This is a genomic window from Bacteroides sp. DH3716P (assembly GCF_025914115.1).
In the GTDB taxonomy this organism is placed as follows: Bacteria; Bacteroidota; Bacteroidia; order Bacteroidales; family Bacteroidaceae; genus Bacteroides; species Bacteroides ovatus.
Genome location: NZ_CP083673.1, coordinates 4022738 through 4049575 on the forward strand (window position 1 = coordinate 4022738; position 26838 = coordinate 4049575).

The following is a 26838-nucleotide window of genomic DNA, read 5'->3' on the forward strand; positions in this document are numbered from 1 at the left end:
TATTGCTATGACCGATTTAAAAACTACTTTCGCAGGGCTTTCCCTTAGAAACCCTATCATTATCAGTAGCTCGGGGCTGACCAACAGTGCCGGCAAAAACAAAAAATTGGCCGAAGATGGTGCCGGTGCAATTGTTCTGAAATCACTGTTTGAGGAACAGATCATGCTGGAAGCAGACCAACTGAAAGATCCGGCTTTCTATCCGGAAGCCAGTGACTATCTGGAAGAATATATCCGTGAGCACAAGCTATCCGAATACCTGACTTTAATAAAAGAAAGTAAGAAGGTATGCCCCATTCCTATCATTGCCAGCATCAACTGCTACACTGATTCCGAATGGATTGACTTTGCAAAGATGATTGAAGAAGCCGGTGCCGACGCATTGGAAATCAATATCCTTGCCCTGCAATCGGAAGTGCAATATACATACGGTTCATTCGAACAACGCCACATCGATATTCTCCGCCACATTAAAAAAACAATCAAGATACCTGTAATCATGAAACTGGGTGATAACCTGACAAATCCTGTGGCATTAATCGATCAGTTGTATGCCAACGGTGCAGCAGCAGTTGTTCTCTTCAACCGTTTCTATCAGCCGGACATCAATATCGAAAAGATGGAGCATATTTCAGGCGAAATATTCAGCAATGCTTCCGACCTCGCCATTCCGCTTCGTTGGATCGGAATTGCGTCTGCAGTAGTAGACAAGATCGACTATGCAGCTTCCGGTGGTGTTGCCAATGCAGAATCAGTAGTGAAAGCTATCCTTGCCGGTGCTTCGGCTGTAGAAGTTTGTAGCGCAGTCTATCTAAATACAAATGCATTCATCGGAGAAGCCAACCGCTTCCTCTCTGCATGGATGGAACGCAAAGGGTTCAGGAATATAGCTCAATTCAAAGGCAAACTGAATATTAAGGATGTTCAGGGTGTTAATACATTCGAACGTACACAGTTCCTGAAATATTTCGGAAAGAAAGAATAAGGAAAAAGTATACTAAATCAATAAAGAAAACGGTGAACAAATTGTGCTATTTGCAACAGGATGTTCACCGTTTACTTTTTTAATCACTTATTAATTTATCTCGCTTAGCAGAGAAATCTGTTATAACAGGTTGCTTGCCAGTTCACTCAATTCACTTCGTTCACCTTTCAGCAAATTGACGTGTGCAAAGATATTCTGGTCTTTCATACGATCAATCATATATACCAAGCCATTGGACTGACTATCCAGATAAGGTTGGTCAATCTGCTGGATATCTCCCGTAAATACCATCTTCGTACCTTCTCCTGCACGGGTGATGATTGTCTTTATTTCATTCGGGGTCAGATTCTGCGCTTCGTCAATGATGCAATACATTTCGCTCAAACTACGACCACGGATAAATGCCAGAGCTTCAATCACCAGCTGCTCGCTTTTCTGCATATCTTCTATGCGCTTCACTTCGGTAGAGTTTGTAGCAAACTGACGTTTTATGACGTTCAGGTTATCAAACAACGGCTGCATATAAGGAGCTACTTTTTCCTGTGCGTCTCCCGGAAGGAAACCGATATCCTTATTGGAAAGCGCCACAACGGGACGTGCCAGCAAAATCTGTTTGTAATCCGTCAGCTTGCCCAAAGCAGCAGCCAAAGCCAGCAAAGTCTTACCTGTTCCCGCTTTTCCTGTCAGAGCCACCAGTTTGATGTTCGGGTCATTCAGAATCTCAAAAGCAAAACTCTGTTCCGCATTCCGTGGTTCGATTCCATAATTCTTACCCTTCATCACACGGATAATAGAATGGGTAAAAGGATTGTAGCGTGCCAATACACTATTCCGGTCACTCTTCAATACAAAACATTCATTGGGATGAATCAAATCCTTAAAGTCAAATTCACTCAAGTCAATGCCTTCCTTTGAAGAATAAATACGGTCGATCAATGCCGGATCTACATTTTCAAAAATCTCATTAGATTTCTCGAACACATCTACATTTACCACCTTATCCGTAATATAATCTTCGCAAAGCAGACCGATTGAACGGGCTTTCATGCGCAGATTCACATCTTTGGTCACTAAGATAGATTTCATTTTCGGATACTTGTCGGTCAGGTATTCGGTTGCCGCCAAAATCAAATGATCGGGTTTCTTTATAGGAAACGATTCCCACACTTTGGCAGCCGGCACATTGCTTGTCACGACAAACAGACGTCCCAATCCTTCGCCAAGCTTCACTCCGTCGGAGAAAAGCTCGTCGCTTGTCAGCACATCCAATTCGCGCACGAACTCACGAGCATTGAAATTTATCTGCTCGTTTCCTTTTTTGAACTTATCCAGTTCTTCGAGTACAACAAGAGGGAGATAAATATCATTTTCCTGAAAATTCTTCAAGCAATTGTAGTCGTGAAGAATAACATTTGTGTCTAGCACAAAATTTTTCTTAGTTCCCATGATTTCTTAGATTTAAATGTTGATATTTGCAATCTCATTCGCCAATCCCCCATTTATAGTCAGATTGACGGTTCTAAAGATAAACAAATTAGTGGGCAATAAAGATTGCCCGACGTTAAATATTATAAAACATGGACTATCAGAACACTTTAAAGTACTTATATGAGAGTGCGCCAATGTTTCAACAAATAGGAGGCAAAGCATATAAGCCGGGTTTAGAGACCACACACAAATTGGACGAACATTTTGGGCATCCTCATCAACAATTCAAGACGATACATATCGCCGGAACCAATGGAAAAGGATCCTGTTCACATACCATCGCAGCCGTATTGCAGTGCGCCGGTTACCGGGTAGGACTATTCACCTCCCCTCATTTAATCGACTTCCGCGAACGTATCCGTATCAACGGTGAGATGATACCGGAAGAGTATGTAGTCAATTTCGTAGAAGAGCATCGCTCTTTCTTCGAGCCGCTGCACCCTTCATTCTTCGAACTGACCACCGCTATGGCATTCCGTTATTTTGCCGACCAGAAAGTAGATGTAGCAGTTATCGAAGTAGGCATGGGCGGAAGATTGGACTGTACGAATATCATCCATCCGGATTTGTGTGTTATCACCAACATAGGCCTCGACCACACCCAATATCTGGGTGACACGCTGACGAAGATTGCCAAAGAGAAAGCCGGAATTATCAAAGAAGGAGTTCCGGTCGTTATCGGCAGAGCCCAAGGGGCAGTGAAACGTGTATTTACCATGAAAGCTAAAGAAAAGAATGCGCCTATCGAATATGCCCGTGAAAATGCCCGGTACTGGGACATGGAAATAGTTCCTTATTCGAAATTGCAAGAAATAAGACCGATGATGGACAACACAATTCAGAGCATGCACGAAATGATCGAAGCAATGGACGAACAATCAGAAGAAGAGGCAAACCAGATGCGGCAAGCATTACTCATGTTAGACCTGTCAGACAGTCTACGTACGCTAGACCAGATACTCGACAAAAGAAAAGATGCTATCAAAATCCACAATGAGATGTTTCCTTTCGGACTTTTCACAGAGTTGAGCGGAGCTTACCAATTCGAAAACATGTCCACCATCCTAAAAGCCCTTGCGACACTGACCCGTCTGAACTACAACATCAGATCCCAAGACTATCGCGCAGGTCTTGCAAACGTATGTCAGCTCACCGGTCTGATGGGGCGTTGGCAGAAAGTACACAGCTATCCGGATATTATCTGTGACACGGGACATAATGTTGATGGAATCGAATATATCCATGTACAGCTCAATGCCATTCACAAAACCTTCGATCAGGAGATCCATTTTGTATTCGGCATGGTCAATGACAAAGACATCCGGGGGGTTCTGCGAGCATTGCCGAAATATGCCACCTATTATTTTACCAAAGCAAGCGTTAAACGCGCGCTTCCGGAAAATGAACTACTGGCATTGGCAGAAGAAGCCGGATTGAAAGGTACCACCTACCCCACTGTTGTAGAAGCTGTACAGGCGGCAAAAAAGAACTGCCCCCCCAAAGATCTGATCTTTGTAGGAGGCAGCAGTTTCATTGTCGCAGATTTGTTAGCGAACCGCGATACACTCAATCTCTACTAACGCATCCTTTGGCAGAGCTTTTACGGCAACCGCCGAACGTGCCGGAAAGGCTCCGTCAAAATACGTGGCATACACACCATTCATCCCTGCAAACAGGGACATATCCTGAAGAAAGACAGTGGTTTTGACAATGTTTCCCATTGTCAATCCTGCTTCTTCAAGAATGTGTTTGATATTCTCCAACGACTGGCGTGCCTGTCCTTCTATGCCCTCCGCCATCTGTCCCGTAGCGGCATCAATAGGCAACTGACCGGACACAAATACCATACCATTGGCTTCTATCGCCTGACTATAAGGGCCGATAGCCCCCGGAGCTTTCTCATTGCAAATTACTTTTTTCATATATATTTCCTTTTTCTGTTTACTGAATTTCAAAGATAAAAATAAATTTCGAGTAAGATTGACAAATCTGTTTCTTTTTATTATCTTAGCAGCTGATGAGCAAACATAATTACGACATATTCATAAGTTACCGTAAAAGATGTTCGGGCGACAAGCCTGAAATGCTACAACTGATGCTGGAAGAATCCGGATTCCGCAAAAGGGTGAGCTTTGATAAAGACAATTTAAACGGTCGGTTTGATGTTGAGTTGATTCGCCGTATTGATGAGTGCAAAGACTTCATTATGTTTATGGTGCCGGAGACGTTTACAACGATCCGCCCGCTCAATGAAGAAGCGGTCGAGACAGGCGAAAAAGCAACATGGGACATGGAAGAAGTGGCTTTCTACGAACGGATGGCATCCTTGACCTATGAAGAGTTTGAAACGGAAATTAAGCAGATCAGCCATACCGGAGAAATCGATTTTGTCCGGATAGAATTAGGCCGTGCGTTACACCGCCGGAGTAGAAACCCCAAACAGATAAATATCATTCCGATTGCTCCGCAGGAAAGTGAAAGCTATGATTTCGCCACCCTGCAACTACCACCGGACATTAGCGGATTAAAAGATTTTCAAGCTGTATTTTACAGTAACTCACGAGTAGCCCGATTCAAAGATATAAAGGGTGACTTCCTGAAACAAATGTTATCAAAACCTTCTTATGTATCTGCCAAATGGCTTGTGATGACTTTCATTGCTCTATCATTAATAGTAGCAGGAAGCAAAACTTATACTTCCATCCAAAGAACGGCAGAACAAAAACTGGAATTCAAGGATTGCCGCACTTATGACGATTATAGTAGTTTCATAAAGAAACACCCGGACAGTTCTTTGAAATCTACATGCGACTCCATCCTGCATGAATTCAATGCACTCCGGAATGACGGACGCGCTTCCGTAAACAACACCGGAAACAGGGATATAAAAGACAGAGAGAAAGAATGGGTAGACGTAAAATGGAATCCCACAATCACACTGCCCCAGCTCCGCTCCCTGGTGGACATGATGAATAATATGCTGCTGATTCCGGCCAAAAACAAAGAATTCATCATGGGGAAAACTATGGGAAAAGGATATGACTCACCGCAGCACACCGTTGTATTAAGTTCCGATTATTATATGTGTAAATACGAAGTAACACGTTCGTTGTGGTATGCCATTATGAATGACTCCATTGTTACGGAAGAAGGCATGCTGCCTATGACACATATAACGTGGAATGATGCAGAGGCCTTCACCAAGAAACTGAACAAGCTCACAGGTTTACCTTTTTCCCTCCCTACGGAGGCGCAATGGGAGTATGCAGCCGCCGGAGGCGAAAGCTATCCTTATGCCGGTTCAGACAACATTCGTGATGTAGCCTACTATGCCTCCAATGCCAATGAACGCCTGCATCCCGTTGGCGAGAAACGCGAAAACGGATTCGATTTATACGACATGTCAGGCAACGCCGCCGAATGGTGTACAGACTGGATGAGCCGGTATGAAAATACACGGGTCACAGATCCCCAAGGTCCGGCAGAGAATCCCGGACACCATAAAAAGATAGTGAGAGGAGGCAGCTACCTGGCCAACGAACGTGATATGGACATTCGCCATCGTAGCGTACAGACTTACGATACATCAGAACCACATATCGGATTTCGTGTGGTACTTAATCCTATTCAATAACACTATGAATGCAGAATAAAAATGAGCAGGAAAACTATTTTCAGAGTATTCATCCTCCTGTTTTTTTCCATCGGAGGGCAAATGAGTGCCAATGCACAGACAACGACACCCTTTGAAACGGTGTTCGACGCCTGTAAGAAAGCATGTGAAGCATTGGACGGCGGCTTTGCCAGTGGCGAACAACTGCTGGCAGTAAGCAAAACGCTGCGTGATGCAGCCCCTATCCCATTAACCGTCAAACAAACCAAGGGCGATGTCTTGAGCCTGAAAGGACATCTGGTATTTGACTACGAATTCATTCAAGCCTGCGTTGATAATGAAACAATCTATGAAATTGCGGACAAGTATGCAGCAGAAGCGAGGACGAGAGGCGATAAGGACTCCGCCAACAAAGTAAGATTAGATACCAAAATGGTGGCTGCCGGTCAGACCTGTACTTTCGAGATTCCGAGCTGTTCGGGAACCTCGCAGATAGGCTGTGTGGCAGAGGTGAATCGCTCTTTCAGTTGGAAAATAAAGACAATCGGTTATCAATCGAAAAGTGAACGGGAATACAAATGTAATGACAGCGTCCGGAAAGGTCTTCCCTTCCGAAAAGAAAAGGTTAGCTCGGATGAACGATATAAAATCATCGTCTCGATCACCAATAAAAGCAAGAGAGACGGGAGCTTTGCCTTGATCTTATTTTAATCCACTAAAATCTCTATTATATGCGACAATTCATTCTATCTCTATTAGCCTGTCTATGTCTGACAGCCTACTCACAGACTACAAGCCAAGCCGACCTACTAGTTGAAGAAGCTCAAAAACTAGAAAGTAAACAAGATTACCCAACCGCCATTACCAAACTGAAACAAGCGGACGAATTATATGTCAAAACGGGAAAGACACAGAGTGCGGAACGTGCTACCTGCCTGCACATTCTCGGCCGCTGTTATCTGAATCTGGAACGTCCCGAAGGACTAACCTATACACAAATGGCAGCAGATATGCGCAAGACCATACTGGGCGAAACAAATATCAAATACATTTCCTCCCTGAACAACACAGGACTCTACTACCTGACTGTTGCAAAAGACTATCCTAAAGCAGCAGAAATTCATGGCAAGACATGGGAACTGTGCAGTCGCATTCAGCCCCGTCCTGAACAGGCATTCATGTTTCATATCAATCTCGCCCGCTGCTACATAGCTTTAGGAGAAATGGACAAAGCAAGTGCCATCGTAGAAGAGGAAATAGCCATCAGTAAAAAGATGTATGGCGAAAAGTCCCTTTCAGTTGCCCGTCAACTCCAGCAGATAGGTTCGTTGTACTACCTGTCGGGACGTAAAGATGTAGGAGTCACTTATTATGAGCAGGCCTTCAACATCTTTCCTGACGATTCAAAAGAATACGAGCAACTTCTCGATTGGATATCATCCATCTACGTGGAACTGAACAATCAGCCGAAAGTATTAGAATACATGAAATTGGTAGAAGCTCACAATAAAAAAGAATTGGAAAAGCCTTGCGACGAACCTGATTGCCTGACCGAGCGTGCCCAGTATTTTGCCAGCATAGGTGACAACGATAAGGCAAGGGCACATTTTCTGGATGCTTTAAAGAAATGCGATGTGAATACTGATAAGGAGATTGTTTTTAAAGTACGCCACAACTATGCGCAATTTCTTTCCGGAATACAAGATCACGCATCTGCCGGCGAATACTACGAACTGGCAGCAGACATCCTTCGCAACAATCCTGCCGAACAGGCTAAATTTGCATTGGAATCTTATCTGGGCGGACTCAATTATAGCATTGCCGCCAAGTATGAGGCCTCCAATCGTATGCTCAACCAGGCACTGTCGGTTTATGCACAGATGTTGCCGGACAGACTGGACAAATATGTAGACGCCTCCGTTGCATTGTGCCGTAACTACGGATTCACCAAGGAGTACGGAAAAGCCCTCGAAATACTCACAAAAGCCGAAAAACTGCTTCCGACGGGTGATAAGTCAGATAAGATGGGGGAAATTCTGCGTTCCAGAGGCAGTATCTTATACCGACAAAAACAATATGCAGAAGCAGCAGCAAACTACCAACAGGCTGCAGACATTTACAAAATTCTTCCCGGCAGTGATGTAAAATATCAGGATGCACTTAGCAGTCTGAATCGTTGCCACACCATGATGGGCAATGAGACAGCAGCCAGGCAGACAGAACAGGATGCCGAACGTCAACGAATGGCGGTTTTAAACAGGCTATTGAAAGAGAATCTTGAACAATTGGACGCTTATCGCCTGCAATGGGGAGAAGACGGTTTGATGTATGTCTCCGCATTAGGGACTATCGCTGACATCTACTATACCCAAGGACAGACCGACAAGGCATTAGCCTATATGGAACCTTTCCTCTCCGGCGAAACAACCGCGCTGCGTAATCTTTTCCGTCTCTCGAAAGCCGATGAACGCCTGGCATTCTGGAAGGATATCCGTTCCTCACTGGACAGTATTCCCCTCCGTGCAGCCAATATCGCCGCAACAGGTACACCTGAACAAAAACAACGTTTTGCCCGGTTAGGTTACGATGCATTATTGTTTTCGAAAGGTATTATGCTCAATTCGTCTATTGAACTGGAGTCTCTGATCCGCGCTTCGGGAGATAAATCCCTGCTCGGCCAATACAACAAGGCTACCCTTATGGCGGAACAAATTTTATCCATGCAAAGTGAACTCCCGAATGCAACCAATCAGACGGAAGCACGGAAAAATATCATCCGCCAGAAAGAGGAGTATGAACAGTTGCAACTGGACTTGATGCGAAAATCTACTGATTTCGGCGACTATACCCGTTATCTTTCTGTCAAATGGCAAGACGTACAAAAGCATCTACATGGAAACTCCATCGCCATAGAATTTGCTCTCATAGACGATGAACTACTAGCTCCGGACAAACACCTGGCCGCTTTCGTACTTCGTCCGGGCGACACGTCTCCCACCGCAATCAAGTTAATGAGTCAGAAATTGCTATCGAAAGAGATGCAATCGCCTACGGCTTTCACCACAACCGAAAACGGGGCACATTTCTGGAAAGCGCTGGATGAATATATCAGCAAAGCGGATACTATTTATTTTTCACCTGACGGGATACTTCATCAGTTACCTGTAGAATATCTTCCGTATGGAGCGGGTAACCTGCCGTTAGCATTCCAGAAAGCCGTCTATCGTTTATCGTCAACAAAAGAAATCGCACTCGACAAAACTTCACTGAACTACTCATCAGCCGCACTTTTCGGAGGATTAGACTACGAAATGGCTTCAACCAAAGTTCGCAATATTGTTTCTACAGATCATAACTCCGGGAAATTCCGTAACGGACAGAATGGGTATCATGAGTTACCATATACGCTCAATGAAGTAAATAACGTAAATTCCCTATTGAAAGAAAAGAAGATTAAAACCAATCTATTCGTAGGTGAAAACGGAACGGAAAAGCAGTTCCGGGCACTCGACGGCAAAGCTGTTTCGTTGATTCACATAGCTACTCACGGAGACTATAAAGAATTGAAGCAACGTGAAGCCGATGATGCGATGAAGCATTGCTTCCTGATTATGTCCGGCGCCAATGCCACGGAAGAGAATAACGACGGACTGCTCCGTGCAGATGAAATCAGTACACTAAACCTCCGCGGTTGTCGTATGGTTGTTCTTTCTGCCTGCAACACCGGTCAAGGTACTCTTGGTGCGGATGGTCTTTTCGGTCTTCAACGAGGCTTTAAGAATGCAGGAGTACAAACCATCCTCATGACACTTTCAGCTGTTGACGACCAGGCCTCCATGCTTCTCATGACTAAATTCTATGAGAACATCATTTCAGGATTATCCGAACGACAGGCTCTTATCAAAGCACAACAGTACCTTCGTGAGAACGGATATGCAGACAGTAAATATTGGGCACCATTTATCTTGTTGGATGCAGGCAGATCGCCTATTCCTCATCCTTCGAAATCTTGAACCCTAGTTTCATAATCAGTTTCAAGGTTTCCACCGAAGAATTTCTGTCGTACACCTTTTCTTCTTCAGGTAATTCTTCATACGGAACCAGGCACGGATGCTGCTTCAACACATCATCCCGCTTTTTTCCATACGTCCAACCTTGTTCTATTCTGGTTTTCGACCAGACTTCATGAACATTCTTAGCCATCTCTTCTACCAAATATTCCAACTCCTTCGGGAGTTGGATATGTCCTGTATCCACCGGATTGGGAATATACTCTTTCATTTTATGATTCATTATTTATATATTAGCGGAACAATTTCCAATCTATCTTTTTACCACAATGACTGCAATAGATTTGGTCCATAAAAATAGACGCACCACATTCACAGACTTTGGCATCACCTTCATTCTTCAATTTTCTCATCAGCTCATTATGAAGAGCCGTATCGCCCTGTTTGATAATACTATACCCCAGCTTTTTCATCAGCTTGATCGTATCAAACGCCATACGTCGATCATATTCTTTTTCCGAATAAGGAAGCATGGAATAAGGCACCATGTCCGGAGTCTCTTTCTTCTCGTCATCCCTCTGCGGTCCATAAGTCCATCCCTCTTCCTGGCGCTGGTCGGCCCAGACTTCGTGCGCATTTTCAGCAATGGCTTCACGCAATTCAATCAAATCAGTGCTCAATTCAACATCTTCCAGATCAATAGGCCGCGGATTATAATCCAGATCAGGCACTTTCACCCTCGCAAGATACGCTTTTGCATCATTCCATGCCGCAATAAAGTGATCCTTGGGATAGGCCGTACTTTCCTCTCCTGTTGCAGGATCATAAAGCATCACTTCCTCTTCATTTACGTCAAGCACTACTGCTGCATGATAAGCAATTTCCTCCTCACTATTTCCCGGCAACCGGCAACTATTTACCACAACAATCGCATCATGTCCGGCCTTGAGGGCACGTATGACACTGTCAATACTGGAACCATAACTGCGCATCACAATCAATCCGTGTTGTTCGAGCAGGCGGCCTACACTATGCAAAGGAGTTCCCCTCTCCCTCAACCAACTGTTATTCCTGGCCTCCTCCGAGAGTTCGTCCGAATTATATTCAATCTTTCTACGTTTCAAAATAAACTGTTCACACTGGAAATCACAAAGATTACCTTCCGATTTGGCTGCCATCTGCGCCATTGGCAGGAAGTCCGTTTCTTCATCATCAGCTCCCATCATGGCATCCAACTGTTGAGACAAGATAAATTCCTCTTGCAAACTTTCATCAGTCGCCAGATATTCAAGTACCAAAGCTGTTTCTTCAGCATTCGTCTTACCTTCTTCAAAAGCAGCCAACAATTCTTCGGTTATCATATTTTTATCTTTTGTTTTCATACTTCTTCTTATCATTCATAGCTAAGTGAGCCAATGCTGCCAGCGCACGCTTTTTAATATTGTACAGATTAGCAACAGTTATTCCCATAGATAATGCTAAAAATCCAGGTTCGACCTCTTTGAGTACTAATTCCCTGATGACCATCACATACCGCTTATTCGACATCAGATCGAACAAACGTTCCAAATCAATCTTTGCGGCTATTTTCGATTCAGAGTCGTCTATTTCTTCTTCATGATTCTGCTCATAAAGAGGCTCTTTACTCTCGTCTTCTATCATCTGTTCACGTTTTTTCTGTTCCCGGAAAAAACGGATTGCCACAATCTTAATCCATGTTCCAATGGTGCTACGTCCCTCAAAATTACGAAGAACGGCAGCATCATTCTTCATTAGATGATAGTAGAGTTCGCTGATACATTCATCGTAATCAACCTGGTAATCAAATATCAGCTTAATTACATTGATAAACAACGGACGATATTTTATGTTGAAAAACCAATCGGTGATTTTTTCATCCCGATTGATTAATCCGTCGACTATTTCCTGATCTGTCATATAGTTAGTTCTTTTTCAATCTAAAACTTAGCTCAACCACACACTGGTCATAAGGGATGGTTTCCGGATATTTACTTCTTAAAATATCATTATCGACGATGCATTTATGCTTCTTCTGCTGAAAGTCTTTATCTCCGTCACACGTTACAAATCCTTGCAGTTCCATACATGCATTCCAACGCAAATGTTCGCACTTACTCAAATTATCAAATAATGTACTGGAAACAACGTCACAAACCTTAGAATAGTTCAATGTATGGGCATCACGCTGCGTCAGCTCAACCATCTCTTTCAATCTTTCCTTATTATCTTTGCCATCCTCTCCCATGGCCCCAGCTAAAAACTTTTTGGTATCAATATGCCATACATTAGCCCTATCCTGCTCTTCCTGATAAGCCAATTTAATTTGTGCATCCAAGCTATGCTTGTCCTGCAATGCCTCTCTACGCGCATTCCATTCTTCTTCCGCTGTTTGCTTCAGGCTTTCCTTCGCTTTCTTCTTCTCTTCAATTTCCTTCTCATTCGTTTCAGGCATTGCGTCAATCATAATTTTCTGATATGCATAATAAAATTCCTTTGCCAATACTTCAAGCACATCTGTCGATACCACATCGTACGAGAATATTTCTTCCTGCGCTCCAAAAGTTATGATTACATCCCGGGTATTGCCATAAATATTAAAATACTCTTTTATTTGCTTCAGCTGAATGGTGTTGCAACTTCCATTGACGCGCAGATAAATCCTAAAATCATTGAAACAATCCTTTCTATATCGATAGGCATATTCGTAGAGATCAATCGCCAATGCCATCCCTTCATTATCATTTCCTATAGCAATTACAACATAGTTTAGATCATGAATGATTTCAGAAAATTTTTCCCAAAAACGTTCGGAATGGATAGACATTTCTTCACACCATTCCAACTCATTTTTCCTCTCCTTCAAGGCAGGTGCTTTCATTAAAAAATCACCTTTCAATTCATCTATATGTTCATCAACCACATATATTTTTTGAGGGTTCCTATTGCCATTTACATCGATCAATGCCCCAAACTCATATAGAAAACGAAATGCATCACGTCCGGTTTCTCCAAAGCCAATAATCATCGACGTAAAAGGTTTCTTTACACAAGCCTTCGATGTATCGACATCTACAAAATTCACGGGGTGATTCCTCACATTCTTTTTTAATTGCAATACAGCAAGATTAGACGAGTCGATGATATGAATCTGATGTTTCAACCCATCACATATTTCCAACTTCTGGTTCTGGTTGTTCTTACGCGCATGGCAATAAATCTGAACCTGATTATGGACTCTATCTTCTTTACATTTCGCTATTTCCTTAAAAACAGACACCGCCTCCAGATTCAGTTCTTCATTGGGAGACAAGAAATAGAAAGTTGCCTGCGGGTACTTCTTGATTAGGTTTCCCAATCTCCTCAATCCGAGATATTTGTATAAATCAAATTCCGATTTGACTTTATCTATAACCCGGCCTGTGATTCCAAATTTAGAGTTAACCAGTATGCCGTCAAGCTCTTCTATCTTTTCTATGAATTTTTCAGTTCCGTCATGAGACGAATTAAAGAAATGACTGAATGTGAACCGGCCATGAGAACTGCTTTCATTAGCAGAAAGCAACCTCACGAAAATGAACTTACAATTCTCCCATCCTTCTTCATTCTTCCCCTTTGGCTCTGCCGCTTTTTTTCTTATACTGTTAGCCAGCAATATCGCATTATCATTGACACCCCAGAAAATAAACAGCCGGCATTTCTTCTTTCTTGAAAGATTCGCCATACATAACCGCACCCATGAGATGAATCTGAATCCTAACAGTTTGATGATAAAAACCGCACTCACTATAACGGCCAGGAAATGTATCACAGAAAATATCGTCATGTAGAAAGGATCATGATGCAGATCTTCAGGAACCTCCAAAAGATCGGAATGCGAAGCGAACATTTCCATAGAAGACAGAGCAGACCTAAACGCCAACGCTATCGAATTACTGTCACTCCCTCCCTCATTAAAAGCGTACCAATATATCAGGAAACCTGCAATAAATACTGTACCTGCAATCCATTTCAGGTTATCCACTAAGAATTTCCGCTTCTTAAAAAGCAGGTATACTAAACCTATCCCGATAATGATTAACAAAAGGGTAGAATATCCCCATTGATTTAAAAAACAAGGGTCTGTCGCGTGCTGTGCATTGCATTCACCAGTTTGAGAGATTACTGTGCTTAACATATACATATTCGATAGATTGATTATTTATTCTACAAATTTATACAAAATATTGAATAACAAACAGATTAGTAACAAAAAACCTCCTGCAAAACGAATTTTGCAAGAGGCTTTCTTATTTCTTCTTTAATAAGATTATTCAGCTTTTTCTTTATTCTCCTCCGCTGGAGCTTCTGCAGGTGCGGGAGCATCCTCCACCGGCTTGTCAACTTTCACCTCTTCTCTTGAAACGTTTACAGTCACATTTACAGAAGCAGGCTGTGCCTGATATGGCATACGGTTTTTCGGATCTGCTCCGTAAGGATTAGGACCTACCGTACCATCTGCAAACAACATATACAATGCAAAAATCCAACCAATGATAGGCACACAGCACAACAAAATCAGCCAACCGGATTTGTTTAAGTCGTGCAGACGTTTCACACCCTGTGCCAAAGAGAACCAAATGGAAGCAATCATAGCAGCAAGACCGATCAATAAACCAAATACTGATCCACCGGCCGATCCGCTGGCAGCACCCAAAATAAATGTACCTACACCAAGTGCCCATGCAATACTGGAAACTATACCACCGATAATGCCCGACAGGAAATATTCAATTCTACGAATACGCCCGTCAAATGAGAAAGGAGCTTTGAACATAATTTATTAAATTTATATGAATAAATAAGTGAGTTTTTATCCGTGTTTCTCAATATGAAAGCAAAGATATAAAAAAAAATTAAATAAAGAAAGAAATCGGGCAAAAAGATTGAAAAAATGCCCTATTTTCTGTAGAAATCACAATTTCACTCCATCCCAATGCATCACTGCCACCCATTCTGTCGGCTGACAAGTTCCGCAAGAACGATGCGGAACCGTAGCGACCACCAAGTCACAATGGGAAGACAGTACGATTCTTAACTCCTTCAGCAACATATCCAGCTGAATAATCAAATGAAGATATTTCGTCATACACCGGATCACCCGTACATACTGATAAATGCACATATCCTCTCCCCGCCTTATCTCCCCTAATGTTTTAGGAGAGATAGCGAATTCGCTTATGAAAAAACTGTTACTGAAAATACGATCCATATCCATTAAAGCCAATACCAAATTGCTTAAAAACTCATAAGGTTCCTGTTTTTCTTTTGCCATGTCATTCTATGATTAATAAATTATAATATTTCATTTTTTATTTGCTTTATCAAGTGCTATCCACATAGGGAAGCAACCCTATTTTTAATATCCCGACCTTTGTTCCCGTTATCTGATAGTCAGGTAGCTCAATCTTACAAAAACAATTTTATATGAAAGTTTTAGAAGAAATCAAAGTCTCGGTTTACGAAAATGTGTATTCAAAAAAGCCCCGAGTCATGTCTTTCCTTGAAGTCATTATTATGTGCATTCATCCGATCTATGCCTCCATCATAAACGCTATTCGGCGGTACTATGCAGAAGGAGACCATGCCGCGGCACAGAAGCTGAAAAACCAACTCCCCTGCTTCACTCCGGCAGGCACATTCGACGGAGCGCACGCTATCAAAAACTTTCTTCTCCCCAGCCATATTGTCGGACTTGATTACGATCATGTAAAAGATCGTCTTCAAGTCATCCAACGTTGTGCGGCAGATCCCCACACAGTAGCGGCAATAGAAAGCCCTACCGACGGAGTGAAAGTTTTCGCCTATGTAGAAGGTATCGAAAACCGCCATCGTGAAGGGCAGCAACTAGTGAGCCGCTACTACAATCAACTGCTGGGATTGGAGAGTGACCCGGCATGCAAGGACGAAAGTCGCATGTGTTATTTCAGTTATTCCCCCAACGGATATGTTGCGGCGCTCTATCAGGCATTTGTGTTGGAGCCACTTATAAAAGAAGAAACAAACACTTTCTCTGAAAATGAAGTGCTTCCTCCCTTTCCCCTTCAGGATAATACTCCGGAAAACGTGTCTGAAGAAGAAATCGCCCAATTTATTTCGTCCTATATTTTCTTTCATCCGCTAACAGCCGGTCAGCGCCATTCCAACGTCTTCAAACTTGCCTGCGAAGCCTGCCGCCGACACTATCCCCAGAAAAGCATATTACGCGAACTTACTGTATTTTTCGAGCACACGGATTTTCGTCCCGAAGAACTAACAAAGGTTTTATCGTCTGGATATAAACAAGTTAATGAACATGCACCCGCTTCCTCTCCGGCCAGCGCCCCTTCTTTTCAAAAGGACATAAGGACAAAAAGACAATATAGTACTGCAGAAAATTCCGATACCGACGACGAAGCCTATTGGCTGGGAGAAGAATTCCGAAAAGGAACTCCTTTATTTCCCCGCAGTTTGTACAATAATCTTCCCGACCTATTAAATGACTGTATCATTGAAGACGGAAGCGAACGCGAACAAGATGTCGCTCTCCTTTCCGATCTCACGGCCTTGAGCGCAGCACTTCCGCAGACTTTCGGAATTTATAATCATAAAAAATACTCCACGCATATATTCAGTGTCATACTTTCGCCTGCCGCCAGTGGTAAAAGCATCGCCCAAACCGGACGATACCTGTTGGAAGAAATACATTCAGAAATCCTGTCTACCAGTGAATCTATGATGAAAAACTACCAAACTGTACATAATAACTGGCAATCAGAATATCAAAAACAGAAAAAGAAAGGAGAAGCATGCTCCGAAGAACCGCAACGACCTCCTTTCAAAATGCTATTCATTCCTGCTACTACCAGCTATACCCGCATGCAAATGCAGATGCAGGACAACGGTCCACAGGGAAGTATCATTTTCGACACGGAGGCACAAACGCTATCCACAGCCAATCATCTGGATTGTGGCAATTTCGACGATATGCTCCGCAAGGCTTTTGAGCACGAAAATATAGATTCTTCCTACAAAGCCAACGGCCTCATTCCGATCTATATACGCCATCCCAAATTGGCTTTGTTGCTGACGGGTACTCCCGGACAAATAGACGGCCTATTGAGCAGCTACGAAAACGGATTGCCCAGCCGCACCCTGATTTACACTTTCCGCGAAGCTCCGCACTGGAAAGAAATGGGCGACGACTGCGTCTCACTGGAAGATTCTTTCAAACCGATTGCGCATCGTGTCTCCGAATTATATCACTTCTGTCTGGCTCATCCGGTTCTTTTTCATTTCAACCGCCTGCAATGGAACCGTCTGAATGAGATTTTCTCACGTATGCTGTCCGAGGTGGCATTGGAAGGCAACGATGACCTCCAAGCCGTAGTGAAACGCTATGCTTTTCTGGTGATGCGTATCAGTATGATCCAGACCCGTATCCGGCAATTTGAAGCAACCGATCTTTCTCCCGAGATTTATTGCACGGACGCTGATTTTGAGCGTTCTCTTCAAATCGTTCTATGTTGTTACGAGCATAGCCGGTTGTTGCACTCATCCATGCCGTCTCCTTCGGTCCGTCCACTGAAGAATCCGGACACTATTCGTAATTTTGTTCAAGAGTTGCCCGACAGTTTCACGACAGATGAAGCGATTCAGATTGGCGCAAAATACGATTTCAACCATCGTAAGGTAACACGTCTGCTAAAATCGCTTAATGGAGTAAAGATCAATAAGATATCCCATGGTTCCTATACCAAGATGAATGAGCAATAGTCACATCTGTCCTTTTTGTCCTTTTGTCCTTTTGGAGGGCCCGGAAAAACATCGGGAGATTTGAAAAAAACATCTCAATGATTGAAATCAAACATTGGGAAGTTTCGATACAAATCTCCCGATGTTTTTTCTTTTTATCTGTGCGCCTGTGTGCGTCATTATGCGTCATGCCGCTTTCCCGATGTAGTACTTTTGTCATGTAATCGATTACAAGGCAATTAAACAATTAAAAATTAATGATTTAAAATTAAAAGTTATGGCACAGAATTACACTCTCATGGCTCGTAAGAACCTGTTGAAACCTAGTGAAACTCCGAAATTTTATGCAGTGGCGCGTAGCGGTCGTAAAGTGACGGTCAAGGAAGTTTGTAAACGTATCACTGAACGCTCTTCTTATTCCAAAGGGGAACTGGAAGGTTGTATCGGTGAGTTTTTGCTCGAAATCGTCAATGTACTGGATGAAGGAAATATCGTCCAGATGGGTGACCTGGGTAATTTCCGTATGAGTATCAAGACCGGTACTCCTACCGATACGGCAAAGGAATTCAAGGCATCATGCATTGATAAGGGCAAAGTGCTCTTCTATCCGGGTAGTGATCTCCGCAAGTTGTGTAAGACATTGGATTATACATTGTATAAAAGTGATTCTTCCACTGATTCGGATAAAGATCCGCTTCCTGATGATGGCGGTGATGATAATCAGGGAGGTTCCGGCAGCGGGGAAGCTCCGGACCCGGCAGCTTAATCAACCGGTTGTTGACTGGTTCTTGAGTTCATAATGTATCAGTAGTATTTATTCTTTAATTCAAATTTATATGAAAAAGCAACTTTGGAAAAACATTCTCCAGTTTATTGTAACTATCGCGACTTCGATCATTTCGGCTATCGGTGTAACGTCCTGCGTGGGACATTAATCTCCTGCTGACCGATATGGAAAATTCAGAAGAAAACTATCTCCCACGTGAGATTAAGTTGTTGGTGATTCATTGCAGCGCGACGCGCTGCAATGTTTCCTTCACCGTAGAGCAGCTTCGACAATGTCACCTGCAACGAGGTTTCAAGGACATAGGGTATCATTTTTACATCACCCGTAATGGGGAACTTCACCATTGTCGCCCGGTATCAGAGCCCGGTGCACATTGCCGCGGTTTCAACCGGCATAGTATTGGAATTTGCTATGAAGGCGGGTTGGATGAAGCAGGTCGTCCGGCGGATACAAGAACACAGGCGCAGCGCTTCGCGCTACTTGACTTGTTGACGATTCTCAAACATCAATATCCGGATGCGCAAATCCTGGGACATTATCAGCTTAGTGCTTCGATTCATAAGGCTTGCCCCTGTTTTGACAGTCGAAAAGAGTATATGAATATATAAAAAGAACTACGGGAGCTCGCGAAAGTGCAGTCTCCCGTAGTTCTTTTTTATGTTTATATCATTTACAGTTCCCCCGGCTTTCCCAAGTAATAGGTAATAAGCCGCACTTCTCTCACAGAAAATGCCTTTGTCTTCGGATGAAAGTCAGTAGATAGTATTTCATTCATCAACGGCTTGCATCTCCTCATCCACCTCCGAAGTTTTTTGACCGAAGCACGAATCGTCAGATCAGGAAAATACATCTGGGCTAACTCTTGTTTATTATAACATTTCACTACAAAGTCTGAATGTTCCATTGTTTCTTTATTACTGTTTTCTATGCTATAAAGTTACAAATATTTCAACATATAAACAAAGAAAACTGATATTATTATCCAGTATAATGAGAGTAAAAAATATCAACGATCTTCACAGACAGTTGATATAGTGGGAAATTCACATCGGCTTTAACCTCCGATGTCAGGGCGTAGATCAGAAATGTACCGTCGTACGATTTCCAATCCACAATGTAGGAGAATCATGCCCTTACAGCATGAAGCTAGGGACCTACATTTTTTTCATCTCACATACGAAACACTCACGTGTTTATTACATCTCAACATTTTATTTTATACCATTTCTTATTTTTATACACATCAATTATATCACCTAATCACTCATAACAATTCTTTTAATAACCGCTTGTTCCATTTTTTTCGTTCGCTATCAAATACCCATCCCCATTTATTGAAATATTTAATCGCATTCCGAATATGAATTATAAGCATCTTTTTACTTTTATATGAAGCAGCACGATGAGCATGAACAATAGTAACCCCTGGCCAAAACATTGTTCGATAATACTTATGTATTCTTCGAGTAAGATCAATATCTTCAAGATACATAAAGAATCGTTCATCAAACAAACCAGTCTTATTGAAACATTCAATACGGAAAAACATAAAACTTCCTTGATGATGAGGGATATTCATAGCCTGTGTATGATCATTAAACTTAAGTATATATCGATTATTTCTTTTTTCTATCATTTTCTTTGGTAGAAATCGACGGAAAATAAGATCAACTGGTGTTGGCAATAATCTACAGGTATATTGCATTCTTCCATCGGGATATATAATATTAGGTTGTACTTGAGCTACATCTTCATTTAAATCCATATAATCAGCCAACTGCTCCAACACACTCGGGTCAAAATAGACATCTGAGTTTAGTATCAAATGATATTTACTCTTTGACTTCAAAACCTTACGCAAAGCTTGATTGTGTCCTGCACCATACCCCACATTTCTACTGCCGATATATTCTACATTAGCATATTCTTTACAAAAATCGGCAATATACTGCTGGCTTGAATTATCAATTATATACACTTTAGATATCAAGGGAGAAAGCAAAGAAGTTAAGCACTTAGCAAGTTCTACCAAGTCTGTTTTATAAGTTACAATAGAAACTGTTATCATTAAAAATAATATAAGAAATTGTTATTAGCTCGACATTATTTAAATAAATAGACAGCTCTCCCCAGAGCTTTCTATCCTCTCCTAACCATCTCAATAAATATTAAAGAGAATAATTATACCAAAGCATAAACATAGCAATGTTTGTAAAATATTTCTACCAGCTGGTGCCATGAGGCTCAACAACTATAATTTTATATCAAATACACTTAGCATCAATGTACAGAGTTTAAAGCCAACAAAGTGTAAAGCTATAATATAAAATGACTCCTTACCACGCCCATGCCTTACCTACTGTTCCATTTTCTATCCCATACTCCATATATTTTCTACCATAATCAGCCACTGCATCATAAAAAACAATATTCAGCCACACATTTTGTAACAATACTACTAGAATATGAAAGTACAACAACAATTGATAAAAGCGATTCATCTTCCCTTTGATAAATCTGACAGGGGAAAATCGTTTTTCTGCTTTTAAGAAAAAACACCTACAACGAAAAATACCGAAACGATCACTATACCTTTAATGATATATACCTAGCAGAAATGAGTAGACTTTAACTTATTCACGATTCTGTAATTATTTCATTATATACTTGTACTAGATTCTTTATATGAGATATCAAGCTCCAATCGTCTGCAATAAAATTATTTACAATATTATTTTGCATTACTTGGATATCAGCATTCTCATATTTGACAAGCACCTCTTTTAAAGAATCCAAATTTCCTGTTTTGAATAAATAACCTGTTTCTCCATCAATAACCTGTTCACTTGCAGCACAAGAATCTGGAACTATACAAGGAATTCCATAAGACCTAGCTTCCGCCACAGATAAACCAAACGTTTCATAACATAACGAAGTGAAGACCAAAGCTTTTGCTTTTTTAAAGTAGGCTTGTTTATCTTTACCTGCAACCCACCCAACAAATTGTATATTAGGATATTTTTCCATTAATTCGCTTCTCAAATATCCCTCACCCAATACTATTCCTTTCCGATTCAAATCCGTTACAGCTTGACAAAACAGCCCAATTCCTTTCTCAGGAGATAATCTGCCCATAAACAAATAAACATCGTTATTTAATAATTTATTAGGTAATTGATTCTCATTTATTTCTACAGGATCTGCAATCGTATATATTTTACGACTATCATTCATCAGCTGCATACAAATCTTTCGAGTCAACGCCGAGATTGATATGAAATATATTTTCTTATTTTTTGCCATTACATGATTCTGAATCGCCATTCTTATACTTCGCCATATTTTCTGCGGATAGCTTCGGACATCGCAGTTACAAGTCAAACATGAATAACTCATCGGTTTCCTAAAGCAAATCTCATTACGTTGATAATCATAAAACCCTCCATTGGGACAAAAGCAAAAAAAATCATGAAGTGTTATCACCGTCTTAAAATCCATTTTGGCTGTAACAGCGTAGAGCGAAGCGGTTAACGCTTTTGTCCACGTATGAAAATGTATAATAGACTCTACGGGACTCAACGTAGCTAAAAGGCGTTCAAACACTCGCTTTGTTTCGTTATCCCACAATCCCTTAGATATTGCACGAATCCGATTCTCATCATGCAATATGTCCTTTTTCCCAATACATATAACGCGCACGCCGACCTCCTCCAACCTCCTATCAATAGGCTGAACGGCAGAAAATAGATATACAGAATAATGTTTCGCTAACCCAATAGCAGAATTTATGGCAACACTTGCAGCCCCTCCCTCTATATGTGCACAATCATTAACAATTACTATATTTTTAAGCATCTATATTTTTTTGAAACAGTTTATTTTGTAAGGAGAAATAAAATAATAAACAATATGAAAGAAAGCTGTCCCATAGAGCATATAATGACCGCCTTTTATCAAATAAGAAATAAAAAATACAATAAGACAGAGGCTTATAATATTATCCTTATTATAATACCTTATTAGAAAAAAAGCATAAAGACAAAGTCCTAACACTCCAAATTCAGAATACAGCCGGGCAAACATCGAATAAGCATCATCTTTATTCAATCCATATCCACCAAAGTCTGATTTATACATACGCTCATAATTCTGGGCGTGTGTACCCAACCCTGTACCCAAAATGCGACAGGGAGCATTGAAAGCAATCCAATAATTAGTCAATATCACATACGAACTCGTATTTAAGTGCTCAAAATCTTCAGGCTCCGCATATTCAACCATAGATAAGGTTTGTGTTATCTTCTCTTGAATAGCTCTTAATTGTGGATTCACGAAATATTCAGAAGATGATAAAATATCCCTATTATTAATACACCAACACACACCCACAATGAAACATACCACAAGACCAATTCTTAAATATTTAAAATAGTAGTAGAACTTAAGAAATAGGATAATCACAACTGCAACAATCATACTGGTGGTCAATGTCAGTATTAAAGCGATCCCAATGACTAGAGACTTCATTCGATTATATTTCATAAATCCCGGAGCCAAAAAAACATATGCAGCGGCTGGTATAGAAAAAGCAGTGAAAGATCCTGGTTCCATTAACATTGCATGCAACCTACCCGTATTCTGTGTCATCGTGCCATCTAATGTATAAGGAAAGATATCTATTTGAGTCGCTGACATAATGACAAATTGAACAATGCCTATAATGGACAAAATATAAACTAAACTCACATATCTACGGAACCATTCAGAAACAGGTATCTGACAATACCGAAAAATCTGATAATAACAAAACACACAAGTAAACAATAGCACAATCTGCTGAAATAGTTTTCCAGTATCATAGCCATTATACACAACCATTGACAATGAATGAAAGAAAAAAAGAGTGCCTACAAACAAACAAGAAGTACTTACATATACTTTATTAAGTTGGAGCATTATAAATAAAGTTGCTATTATTAGAAATGCGGGTTCAGTATATCGACCTAGAACCATTCCTGCCAACACAAACCAAACAAGCGATAATTTCAATGTGATAGAAAGACGCATTTTCATATTAAACACAAGGCTAAATGCATTCGTAAATAATTCTGGATTAAAGATTGTTTTCTTCCATTATTTTCCTGAATCTCTTTGACCAAGTGCTCCAATTTAGTCTTTCATTAAAAAGCGTTATTCCTCCCTTATGTAATTGAAGAAATTCATTTGATTCCAAGCTCTTTTCAATAGCATCCGCAAACTCCTGTTCGCGTGCTGCTAGAGGAAGTTTATAACCATTTACACCATCTATTACATAATTCCCTGTCCCTCCCGTATCATAAGTAAAAATAGGCAAACCGAATGCAGAGGACTCACTAAAAACAATAGCAGAACATTCCGCATTAGTTGGTAATAAAAGTAAATGAGAGTTCTTCACTATATCTACATACTTTCGGTAATGCTCCGGATTATTCTTATCCAGAAATCCCATTATTCGAACAAATGGAAGATTCGCATATTTTAGAGGTATTTCGGAAAGCCCTACAATGAACAGACAAGAGTTAATCCCACGCTTATTTAAAAGTTGCACCGTTTTAACAGCAACTTCCCCTCCTTTACGAATCCAGTCTACACCTGAAAATAAGATATTCAAAGCTCCACTTTTATAAGGAGTAGCATGCAAAAGATCCTTGTCATCAAAGTTTGCTCCAAACTCAAGAACATAATTTCTCTGGAGACACCCATCGTAATCGTTGATAACAGAAGCTGCTGCCCATTGAGAAGAACGAATATTAATAAACGCATTCTTAATCGCTTCTTTTTCATAGTGTTCCCCTTGAGTAATCAACCATGAGGACAAACCATGCCAATAATAATCTATCATAATATGAAAGGTTGCATCTGTATAATAAATTATCGGTTTCTCAAAATTAACAAAAGCACTAATTTGCGCCCCACCAGGAAAGAAAATATAGTCGCACAATCGTACTTTATTCATATTTATATGTTTGGCGCAAAGCTTAAAATAATACCGATTATGTTCTACTATGGCTTTTTTCCCAAAAAGCATTTTAAGTAATATTTTCAAAAATATAAAACATATTTTACTTGGTTTACAAGAAATCCATACCACTTCATAACCAGCATTTTGGAGAGCTTCCCTTATTTTATATTTCGTACCACTCCATGCCTTTTTGTCTCGGAAAGGGTCTTCAGCAGAAACGTATCCTATTATTTTATTTCTCATCACTAATATATCTTAATTAATTATCTTAATTTTCCGCATGTAATATCCAATGACACCTTTTGTCAAATAATATACATTCAACAAAAGAGGAATTGACTTACAATAACGCTTAACTTTAAAACTCTCCCAAAGCCCTCTGATTGTATTACTAACTCCTCCCACTTGCATGGCTATAGTAGGTGTTTCAATATACCTAGCATTCAATTTCTTACGAAGCAAAAATTCGTAATCTGCACAAATTTTAAATGAGATATCAAAATTCCCCAATTCATCAAATAACTTTCTATTATGTAATGTCGAACCATGAGAAATTTTCATACAACATCGAAATTCTTTTATATTATATGGATTCCCGAATACTCTCTTATATTTCCCTTTAGCATCAATTAATTTACTTTGCGCCGTTATTATATCGATACCATCCAAAGTCTGCTTTTTTAGATAATTCCAATATACATTCATAGCACCTTCCAATAAATAGTCATCAGCACCCAAAAACATAATCCATTCCCCCGTAGCCAAACGGATGCCCTTATTCCACGCATCATAAATCCCTTTATCTACTTCCGAAACAATAACATCAATACTCTCTGCAAACTCTCTGACAATATCCATTGTCCGATCTGTAGAGCATCCATCGATAATTAATAATTCCAACTGGTCTTTTTTTTGAGAAACAATGCTATTCAAGCAGCGCTTAAGAGTCTTTTCTGCATTATATGTAGCAATTATAATTGATATTATCTTTTTCATAGAATTAACAATCCCAATAGTGTACAGGAATAGAGCATTATACAATCTTTTTCTTACATACAAATTTTATGATTCTATTTAACCTTTTCTAAAACGTCTCTAATCACATCTAAAAATTGAGTCCCATATTTTAAATCTGGTTCCAAATAATTTCCTTCCCCCCATTCATTCCAAGCTTTTATGAAAACCAGATTGTCCTCTGCAGAACGCACAGATACTTTTGAAAACATCTCATGACAAAGTTTCTTCCATTTTTGGGGAGTACTATTAACGATTATAGTTCCACGAAATTTGCTTCGCGGTGAATGATCATAGTTAGGGCATATAGAAGGATAAACATTCTCATTAACTATGTAATTATTTAATAAATATTGAGAATATTGACTATACTCAATCGTTATTGGTTTCCTTAATAATTTCCTTAATATTTTTTTTATATATATATTCGGAAGAGTTCCACTTTTTTCACTAGCTCCAAATACAAAATCCACCAATACACTATCAAAGCCTACCTTAAGGATTTCTTGCTTCAAGCTATCCTTAATAGTAAATCCCATAAAATAGAAACCTTCCAATCCATTTTCTCTAGCCAACCGATTCCATGTCTCAATAAATAATTGCGGTTCTGGGATATTCAATGGATCATAGACGGCAAATAGTATTTTTTCATTTATTCTAATATAACGCCTATCTTTAAATGCAGGCAACATGGCGTAGAAGTGTTCTTCATAATCTTCAATACCTGGATAAGTTTGTTCTATCAATAATTTAGAAGGCTTATTAGGGTCCCATGTCTTTGCATACCATGAATGATTAGCCCAGCATAAGCAAAAAGGAAAATCAGGCTTACCTGTTTCTACTACTTCTCCAAAAACTCTATCTAGCATTCGTTTACCGGCAAACCAATAATGCCAGTAGCAAAACCCTTCAATGCCAGCATTCTTTGCCATTTCCGCTTGTTGAATTCGAACTTCTGGAACTCTTAAATCATAATATCCCAAATCTGCAGGAACACGAGGCTGATAATGCCCTTTAAATAGAGGCTTCGCCCTACCTACATTTGTCCACTCCGTAAATCCTTTTCCCCACCATTCATCATTTTCTTTCGTAGGGTAATATTGTGGAAGATAAAATGCGATCAATCTTGGTTTTGACATAATATACTAC

At 40.5% G+C, this 26838-nt stretch carries 24 protein-coding genes; 9 read left to right on the plus strand and 15 right to left on the minus strand.

What is annotated here, in order from left to right; translation table 11 throughout:
- Positions 1 to 7 precede the first annotated feature (7 nt).
- On the plus strand, positions 8 to 985 hold the full coding sequence (locus KQP79_RS15090; RefSeq protein ID WP_004296646.1) for a dihydroorotate dehydrogenase-like protein: 978 nt from the start codon (positions 8 to 10) through the stop codon (positions 983 to 985).
- A gap of 120 nt (positions 986 to 1105) precedes the next feature.
- On the opposite strand, the gene KQP79_RS15095 is transcribed toward KQP79_RS15090, so the two are convergent.
- Positions 1106 to 2431: a PhoH family protein gene (locus KQP79_RS15095; protein WP_004296645.1), complete on the minus strand. Its 1326-nt coding sequence runs from the start codon at positions 2429 to 2431 to the stop codon at positions 1106 to 1108.
- Between the two features lie 131 nt (positions 2432 to 2562).
- On the opposite strand from KQP79_RS15095, the gene KQP79_RS15100 reads away from it, so the two are divergent.
- Positions 2563 to 4053 (plus strand): bifunctional folylpolyglutamate synthase/dihydrofolate synthase, encoded by a 1491-nt coding sequence (locus tag KQP79_RS15100; protein WP_138343466.1) that lies wholly within the window; start codon positions 2563 to 2565, stop codon positions 4051 to 4053.
- On the opposite strand, the gene KQP79_RS15105 is transcribed toward KQP79_RS15100, so the two are convergent.
- A complete protein-coding gene (locus KQP79_RS15105) occupies positions 4021 to 4395 on the minus strand; it encodes a RidA family protein (protein ID WP_128131872.1) in 375 nt (124 codons plus the stop codon). The two genes, KQP79_RS15100 and KQP79_RS15105, sit on opposite strands and share 33 nt — an antisense overlap.
- A 95-nt stretch (positions 4396 to 4490) precedes the next feature.
- Here KQP79_RS15105 and KQP79_RS15110 point away from each other — a divergent pair, with 95 nt between their 5' ends.
- The 3 genes from KQP79_RS15110 to KQP79_RS15120 are packed head-to-tail and all read left to right on the plus strand — an operon-like array spanning position 4491 to position 10099.
- Positions 4491 to 6107: a formylglycine-generating enzyme family protein gene (locus tag KQP79_RS15110; RefSeq protein ID WP_128131873.1), complete on the plus strand. Its 1617-nt coding sequence runs from the start codon at positions 4491 to 4493 to the stop codon at positions 6105 to 6107.
- A 21-nt stretch (positions 6108 to 6128) separates the two neighbouring features.
- A complete protein-coding gene (locus tag KQP79_RS15115; protein WP_061448578.1) occupies positions 6129 to 6797 on the plus strand; it encodes a hypothetical protein in 669 nt (222 codons plus the stop codon).
- Positions 6798 to 6817: 20 nt separating this feature from the next.
- Positions 6818 to 10099, plus strand: coding sequence for a CHAT domain-containing protein (locus KQP79_RS15120; RefSeq protein WP_234120733.1), 3282 nt, complete (start codon positions 6818 to 6820; stop codon positions 10097 to 10099).
- Here the strand turns inward: KQP79_RS15120 and KQP79_RS15125 are convergent.
- The 6 genes from KQP79_RS15125 to KQP79_RS15150 all read right to left on the minus strand — a co-directional run bounded on the left by KQP79_RS15125 (position 10074) and on the right by KQP79_RS15150 (position 15428).
- Positions 10074 to 10367, minus strand: coding sequence for a RyR domain-containing protein (locus tag KQP79_RS15125; protein ID WP_004303891.1), 294 nt, complete (start codon positions 10365 to 10367; stop codon positions 10074 to 10076). The two genes, KQP79_RS15120 and KQP79_RS15125, sit on opposite strands and share 26 nt — an antisense overlap.
- Before the next feature lie 22 nt (positions 10368 to 10389).
- Entirely contained in the window at positions 10390 to 11457 is a 1068-nt protein-coding gene (locus KQP79_RS15130; protein WP_138343475.1) for a RyR domain-containing protein, read from the minus strand.
- A gap of 4 nt (positions 11458 to 11461) precedes the next feature.
- Entirely contained in the window at positions 11462 to 12034 is a 573-nt protein-coding gene (locus tag KQP79_RS15135; protein ID WP_138343468.1) for a sigma-70 family RNA polymerase sigma factor, read from the minus strand.
- 4 nt (positions 12035 to 12038) lie between these two features.
- A complete protein-coding gene (locus tag KQP79_RS15140; RefSeq protein ID WP_122138442.1) occupies positions 12039 to 14297 on the minus strand; it encodes a hypothetical protein in 2259 nt (752 codons plus the stop codon).
- 126 nt (positions 14298 to 14423) lie between these two features.
- Positions 14424 to 14930, minus strand: coding sequence for a DUF805 domain-containing protein (locus tag KQP79_RS15145; protein ID WP_004303897.1), 507 nt, complete (start codon positions 14928 to 14930; stop codon positions 14424 to 14426).
- A 138-nt stretch (positions 14931 to 15068) separates the two neighbouring features.
- Positions 15069 to 15428 (minus strand): hypothetical protein, encoded by a 360-nt coding sequence (locus KQP79_RS15150; RefSeq protein WP_004303898.1) that lies wholly within the window; start codon positions 15426 to 15428, stop codon positions 15069 to 15071.
- Positions 15429 to 15580: 152 nt separating this feature from the next.
- Between KQP79_RS15150 and KQP79_RS15155 the strand changes: the two genes are divergently transcribed.
- From KQP79_RS15155 to KQP79_RS15170, 4 genes are all read left to right on the plus strand, one after another.
- Positions 15581 to 17908 (plus strand): DUF3987 domain-containing protein, encoded by a 2328-nt coding sequence (locus tag KQP79_RS15155; RefSeq protein ID WP_138343469.1) that lies wholly within the window; start codon positions 15581 to 15583, stop codon positions 17906 to 17908.
- A gap of 256 nt (positions 17909 to 18164) precedes the next feature.
- The gene (locus tag KQP79_RS15160; protein ID WP_004296631.1) at positions 18165 to 18653 is read left to right on the plus strand and encodes an HU family DNA-binding protein; all 489 of its coding nucleotides are present in this window, start codon (positions 18165 to 18167) and stop codon (positions 18651 to 18653) included.
- A gap of 70 nt (positions 18654 to 18723) precedes the next feature.
- The gene (locus KQP79_RS15165) at positions 18724 to 18822 is read left to right on the plus strand and encodes a smalltalk protein (protein ID WP_004303901.1); all 99 of its coding nucleotides are present in this window, start codon (positions 18724 to 18726) and stop codon (positions 18820 to 18822) included.
- A gap of 16 nt (positions 18823 to 18838) precedes the next feature.
- Positions 18839 to 19282, plus strand: coding sequence for an N-acetylmuramoyl-L-alanine amidase (locus KQP79_RS15170; protein ID WP_118032945.1), 444 nt, complete (start codon positions 18839 to 18841; stop codon positions 19280 to 19282).
- Between the two features lie 62 nt (positions 19283 to 19344).
- Here the strand turns inward: KQP79_RS15170 and KQP79_RS15175 are convergent, their stop codons facing one another.
- The 7 genes from KQP79_RS15175 to KQP79_RS15205 all read right to left on the minus strand — a co-directional run bounded on the left by KQP79_RS15175 (position 19345) and on the right by KQP79_RS15205 (position 26828).
- Positions 19345 to 19578 carry a DUF4248 domain-containing protein gene (locus KQP79_RS15175; protein WP_264386536.1) on the minus strand — a complete coding sequence of 78 codons (234 nt, stop codon included), beginning with the start codon at positions 19576 to 19578 and terminating at the stop codon, positions 19345 to 19347.
- A 360-nt stretch (positions 19579 to 19938) separates the two neighbouring features.
- Entirely contained in the window at positions 19939 to 20742 is an 804-nt protein-coding gene (locus tag KQP79_RS15180) for a glycosyltransferase (protein ID WP_004309206.1), read from the minus strand.
- Between the two features lie 569 nt (positions 20743 to 21311).
- Positions 21312 to 22529 carry a glycosyltransferase family 4 protein gene (locus tag KQP79_RS15185; RefSeq protein ID WP_004313287.1) on the minus strand — a complete coding sequence of 406 codons (1218 nt, stop codon included), beginning with the start codon at positions 22527 to 22529 and terminating at the stop codon, positions 21312 to 21314.
- Positions 22530 to 23747 (minus strand): hypothetical protein, encoded by a 1218-nt coding sequence (locus tag KQP79_RS15190; protein WP_004313286.1) that lies wholly within the window; start codon positions 23745 to 23747, stop codon positions 22530 to 22532.
- 40 nt (positions 23748 to 23787) lie between these two features.
- Entirely contained in the window at positions 23788 to 24918 is a 1131-nt protein-coding gene (locus KQP79_RS15195) for a glycosyltransferase family 4 protein (RefSeq protein ID WP_004309203.1), read from the minus strand.
- Between the two features lie 12 nt (positions 24919 to 24930).
- Positions 24931 to 25671, minus strand: coding sequence for a glycosyltransferase family 2 protein (locus KQP79_RS15200; protein ID WP_008771196.1), 741 nt, complete (start codon positions 25669 to 25671; stop codon positions 24931 to 24933).
- Between the two features lie 74 nt (positions 25672 to 25745).
- Entirely contained in the window at positions 25746 to 26828 is a 1083-nt protein-coding gene (locus KQP79_RS15205) for a glycoside hydrolase family 99-like domain-containing protein (RefSeq protein WP_004309201.1), read from the minus strand.
- Between the last annotated feature and the right edge of the window lie 10 nt (positions 26829 to 26838).

Coding starts and splice junctions, on each gene's coding strand:
- KQP79_RS15090 (WP_004296646.1), top strand. CDS start 8: ATGACCGATTTAAAAACTACTTTCGCAGGGCTTTCCCTTAGAAACCCT.
- KQP79_RS15095 (WP_004296645.1), bottom strand. CDS start 2,431: ATGGGAACTAAGAAAAATTTTGTGCTAGACACAAATGTTATTCTTCAC.
- KQP79_RS15100 (WP_138343466.1), top strand. CDS start 2,563: ATGGACTATCAGAACACTTTAAAGTACTTATATGAGAGTGCGCCAATG.
- KQP79_RS15105 (WP_128131872.1), bottom strand. CDS start 4,395: ATGAAAAAAGTAATTTGCAATGAGAAAGCTCCGGGGGCTATCGGCCCT.
- KQP79_RS15110 (WP_128131873.1), top strand. CDS start 4,491: ATGAGCAAACATAATTACGACATATTCATAAGTTACCGTAAAAGATGT.
- KQP79_RS15115 (WP_061448578.1), top strand. CDS start 6,129: ATGAGCAGGAAAACTATTTTCAGAGTATTCATCCTCCTGTTTTTTTCC.
- KQP79_RS15120 (WP_234120733.1), top strand. CDS start 6,818: ATGCGACAATTCATTCTATCTCTATTAGCCTGTCTATGTCTGACAGCC.
- KQP79_RS15125 (WP_004303891.1), bottom strand. CDS start 10,367: ATGAAAGAGTATATTCCCAATCCGGTGGATACAGGACATATCCAACTC.
- KQP79_RS15130 (WP_138343475.1), bottom strand. CDS start 11,457: ATGATAACCGAAGAATTGTTGGCTGCTTTTGAAGAAGGTAAGACGAAT.
- KQP79_RS15135 (WP_138343468.1), bottom strand. CDS start 12,034: ATGACAGATCAGGAAATAGTCGACGGATTAATCAATCGGGATGAAAAA.
- KQP79_RS15140 (WP_122138442.1), bottom strand. CDS start 14,297: ATGTATATGTTAAGCACAGTAATCTCTCAAACTGGTGAATGCAATGCA.
- KQP79_RS15145 (WP_004303897.1), bottom strand. CDS start 14,930: ATGTTCAAAGCTCCTTTCTCATTTGACGGGCGTATTCGTAGAATTGAA.
- KQP79_RS15150 (WP_004303898.1), bottom strand. CDS start 15,428: ATGGCAAAAGAAAAACAGGAACCTTATGAGTTTTTAAGCAATTTGGTA.
- KQP79_RS15155 (WP_138343469.1), top strand. CDS start 15,581: ATGAAAGTTTTAGAAGAAATCAAAGTCTCGGTTTACGAAAATGTGTAT.
- KQP79_RS15160 (WP_004296631.1), top strand. CDS start 18,165: ATGGCACAGAATTACACTCTCATGGCTCGTAAGAACCTGTTGAAACCT.
- KQP79_RS15165 (WP_004303901.1), top strand. CDS start 18,724: ATGAAAAAGCAACTTTGGAAAAACATTCTCCAGTTTATTGTAACTATC.
- KQP79_RS15170 (WP_118032945.1), top strand. CDS start 18,839: ATGGAAAATTCAGAAGAAAACTATCTCCCACGTGAGATTAAGTTGTTG.
- KQP79_RS15175 (WP_264386536.1), bottom strand. CDS start 19,578: ATGGAACATTCAGACTTTGTAGTGAAATGTTATAATAAACAAGAGTTA.
- KQP79_RS15180 (WP_004309206.1), bottom strand. CDS start 20,742: ATGATAACAGTTTCTATTGTAACTTATAAAACAGACTTGGTAGAACTT.
- KQP79_RS15185 (WP_004313287.1), bottom strand. CDS start 22,529: ATGCTTAAAAATATAGTAATTGTTAATGATTGTGCACATATAGAGGGA.
- KQP79_RS15190 (WP_004313286.1), bottom strand. CDS start 23,747: ATGAAAATGCGTCTTTCTATCACATTGAAATTATCGCTTGTTTGGTTT.
- KQP79_RS15195 (WP_004309203.1), bottom strand. CDS start 24,918: ATGAGAAATAAAATAATAGGATACGTTTCTGCTGAAGACCCTTTCCGA.
- KQP79_RS15200 (WP_008771196.1), bottom strand. CDS start 25,671: ATGAAAAAGATAATATCAATTATAATTGCTACATATAATGCAGAAAAG.
- KQP79_RS15205 (WP_004309201.1), bottom strand. CDS start 26,828: ATGTCAAAACCAAGATTGATCGCATTTTATCTTCCACAATATTACCCT.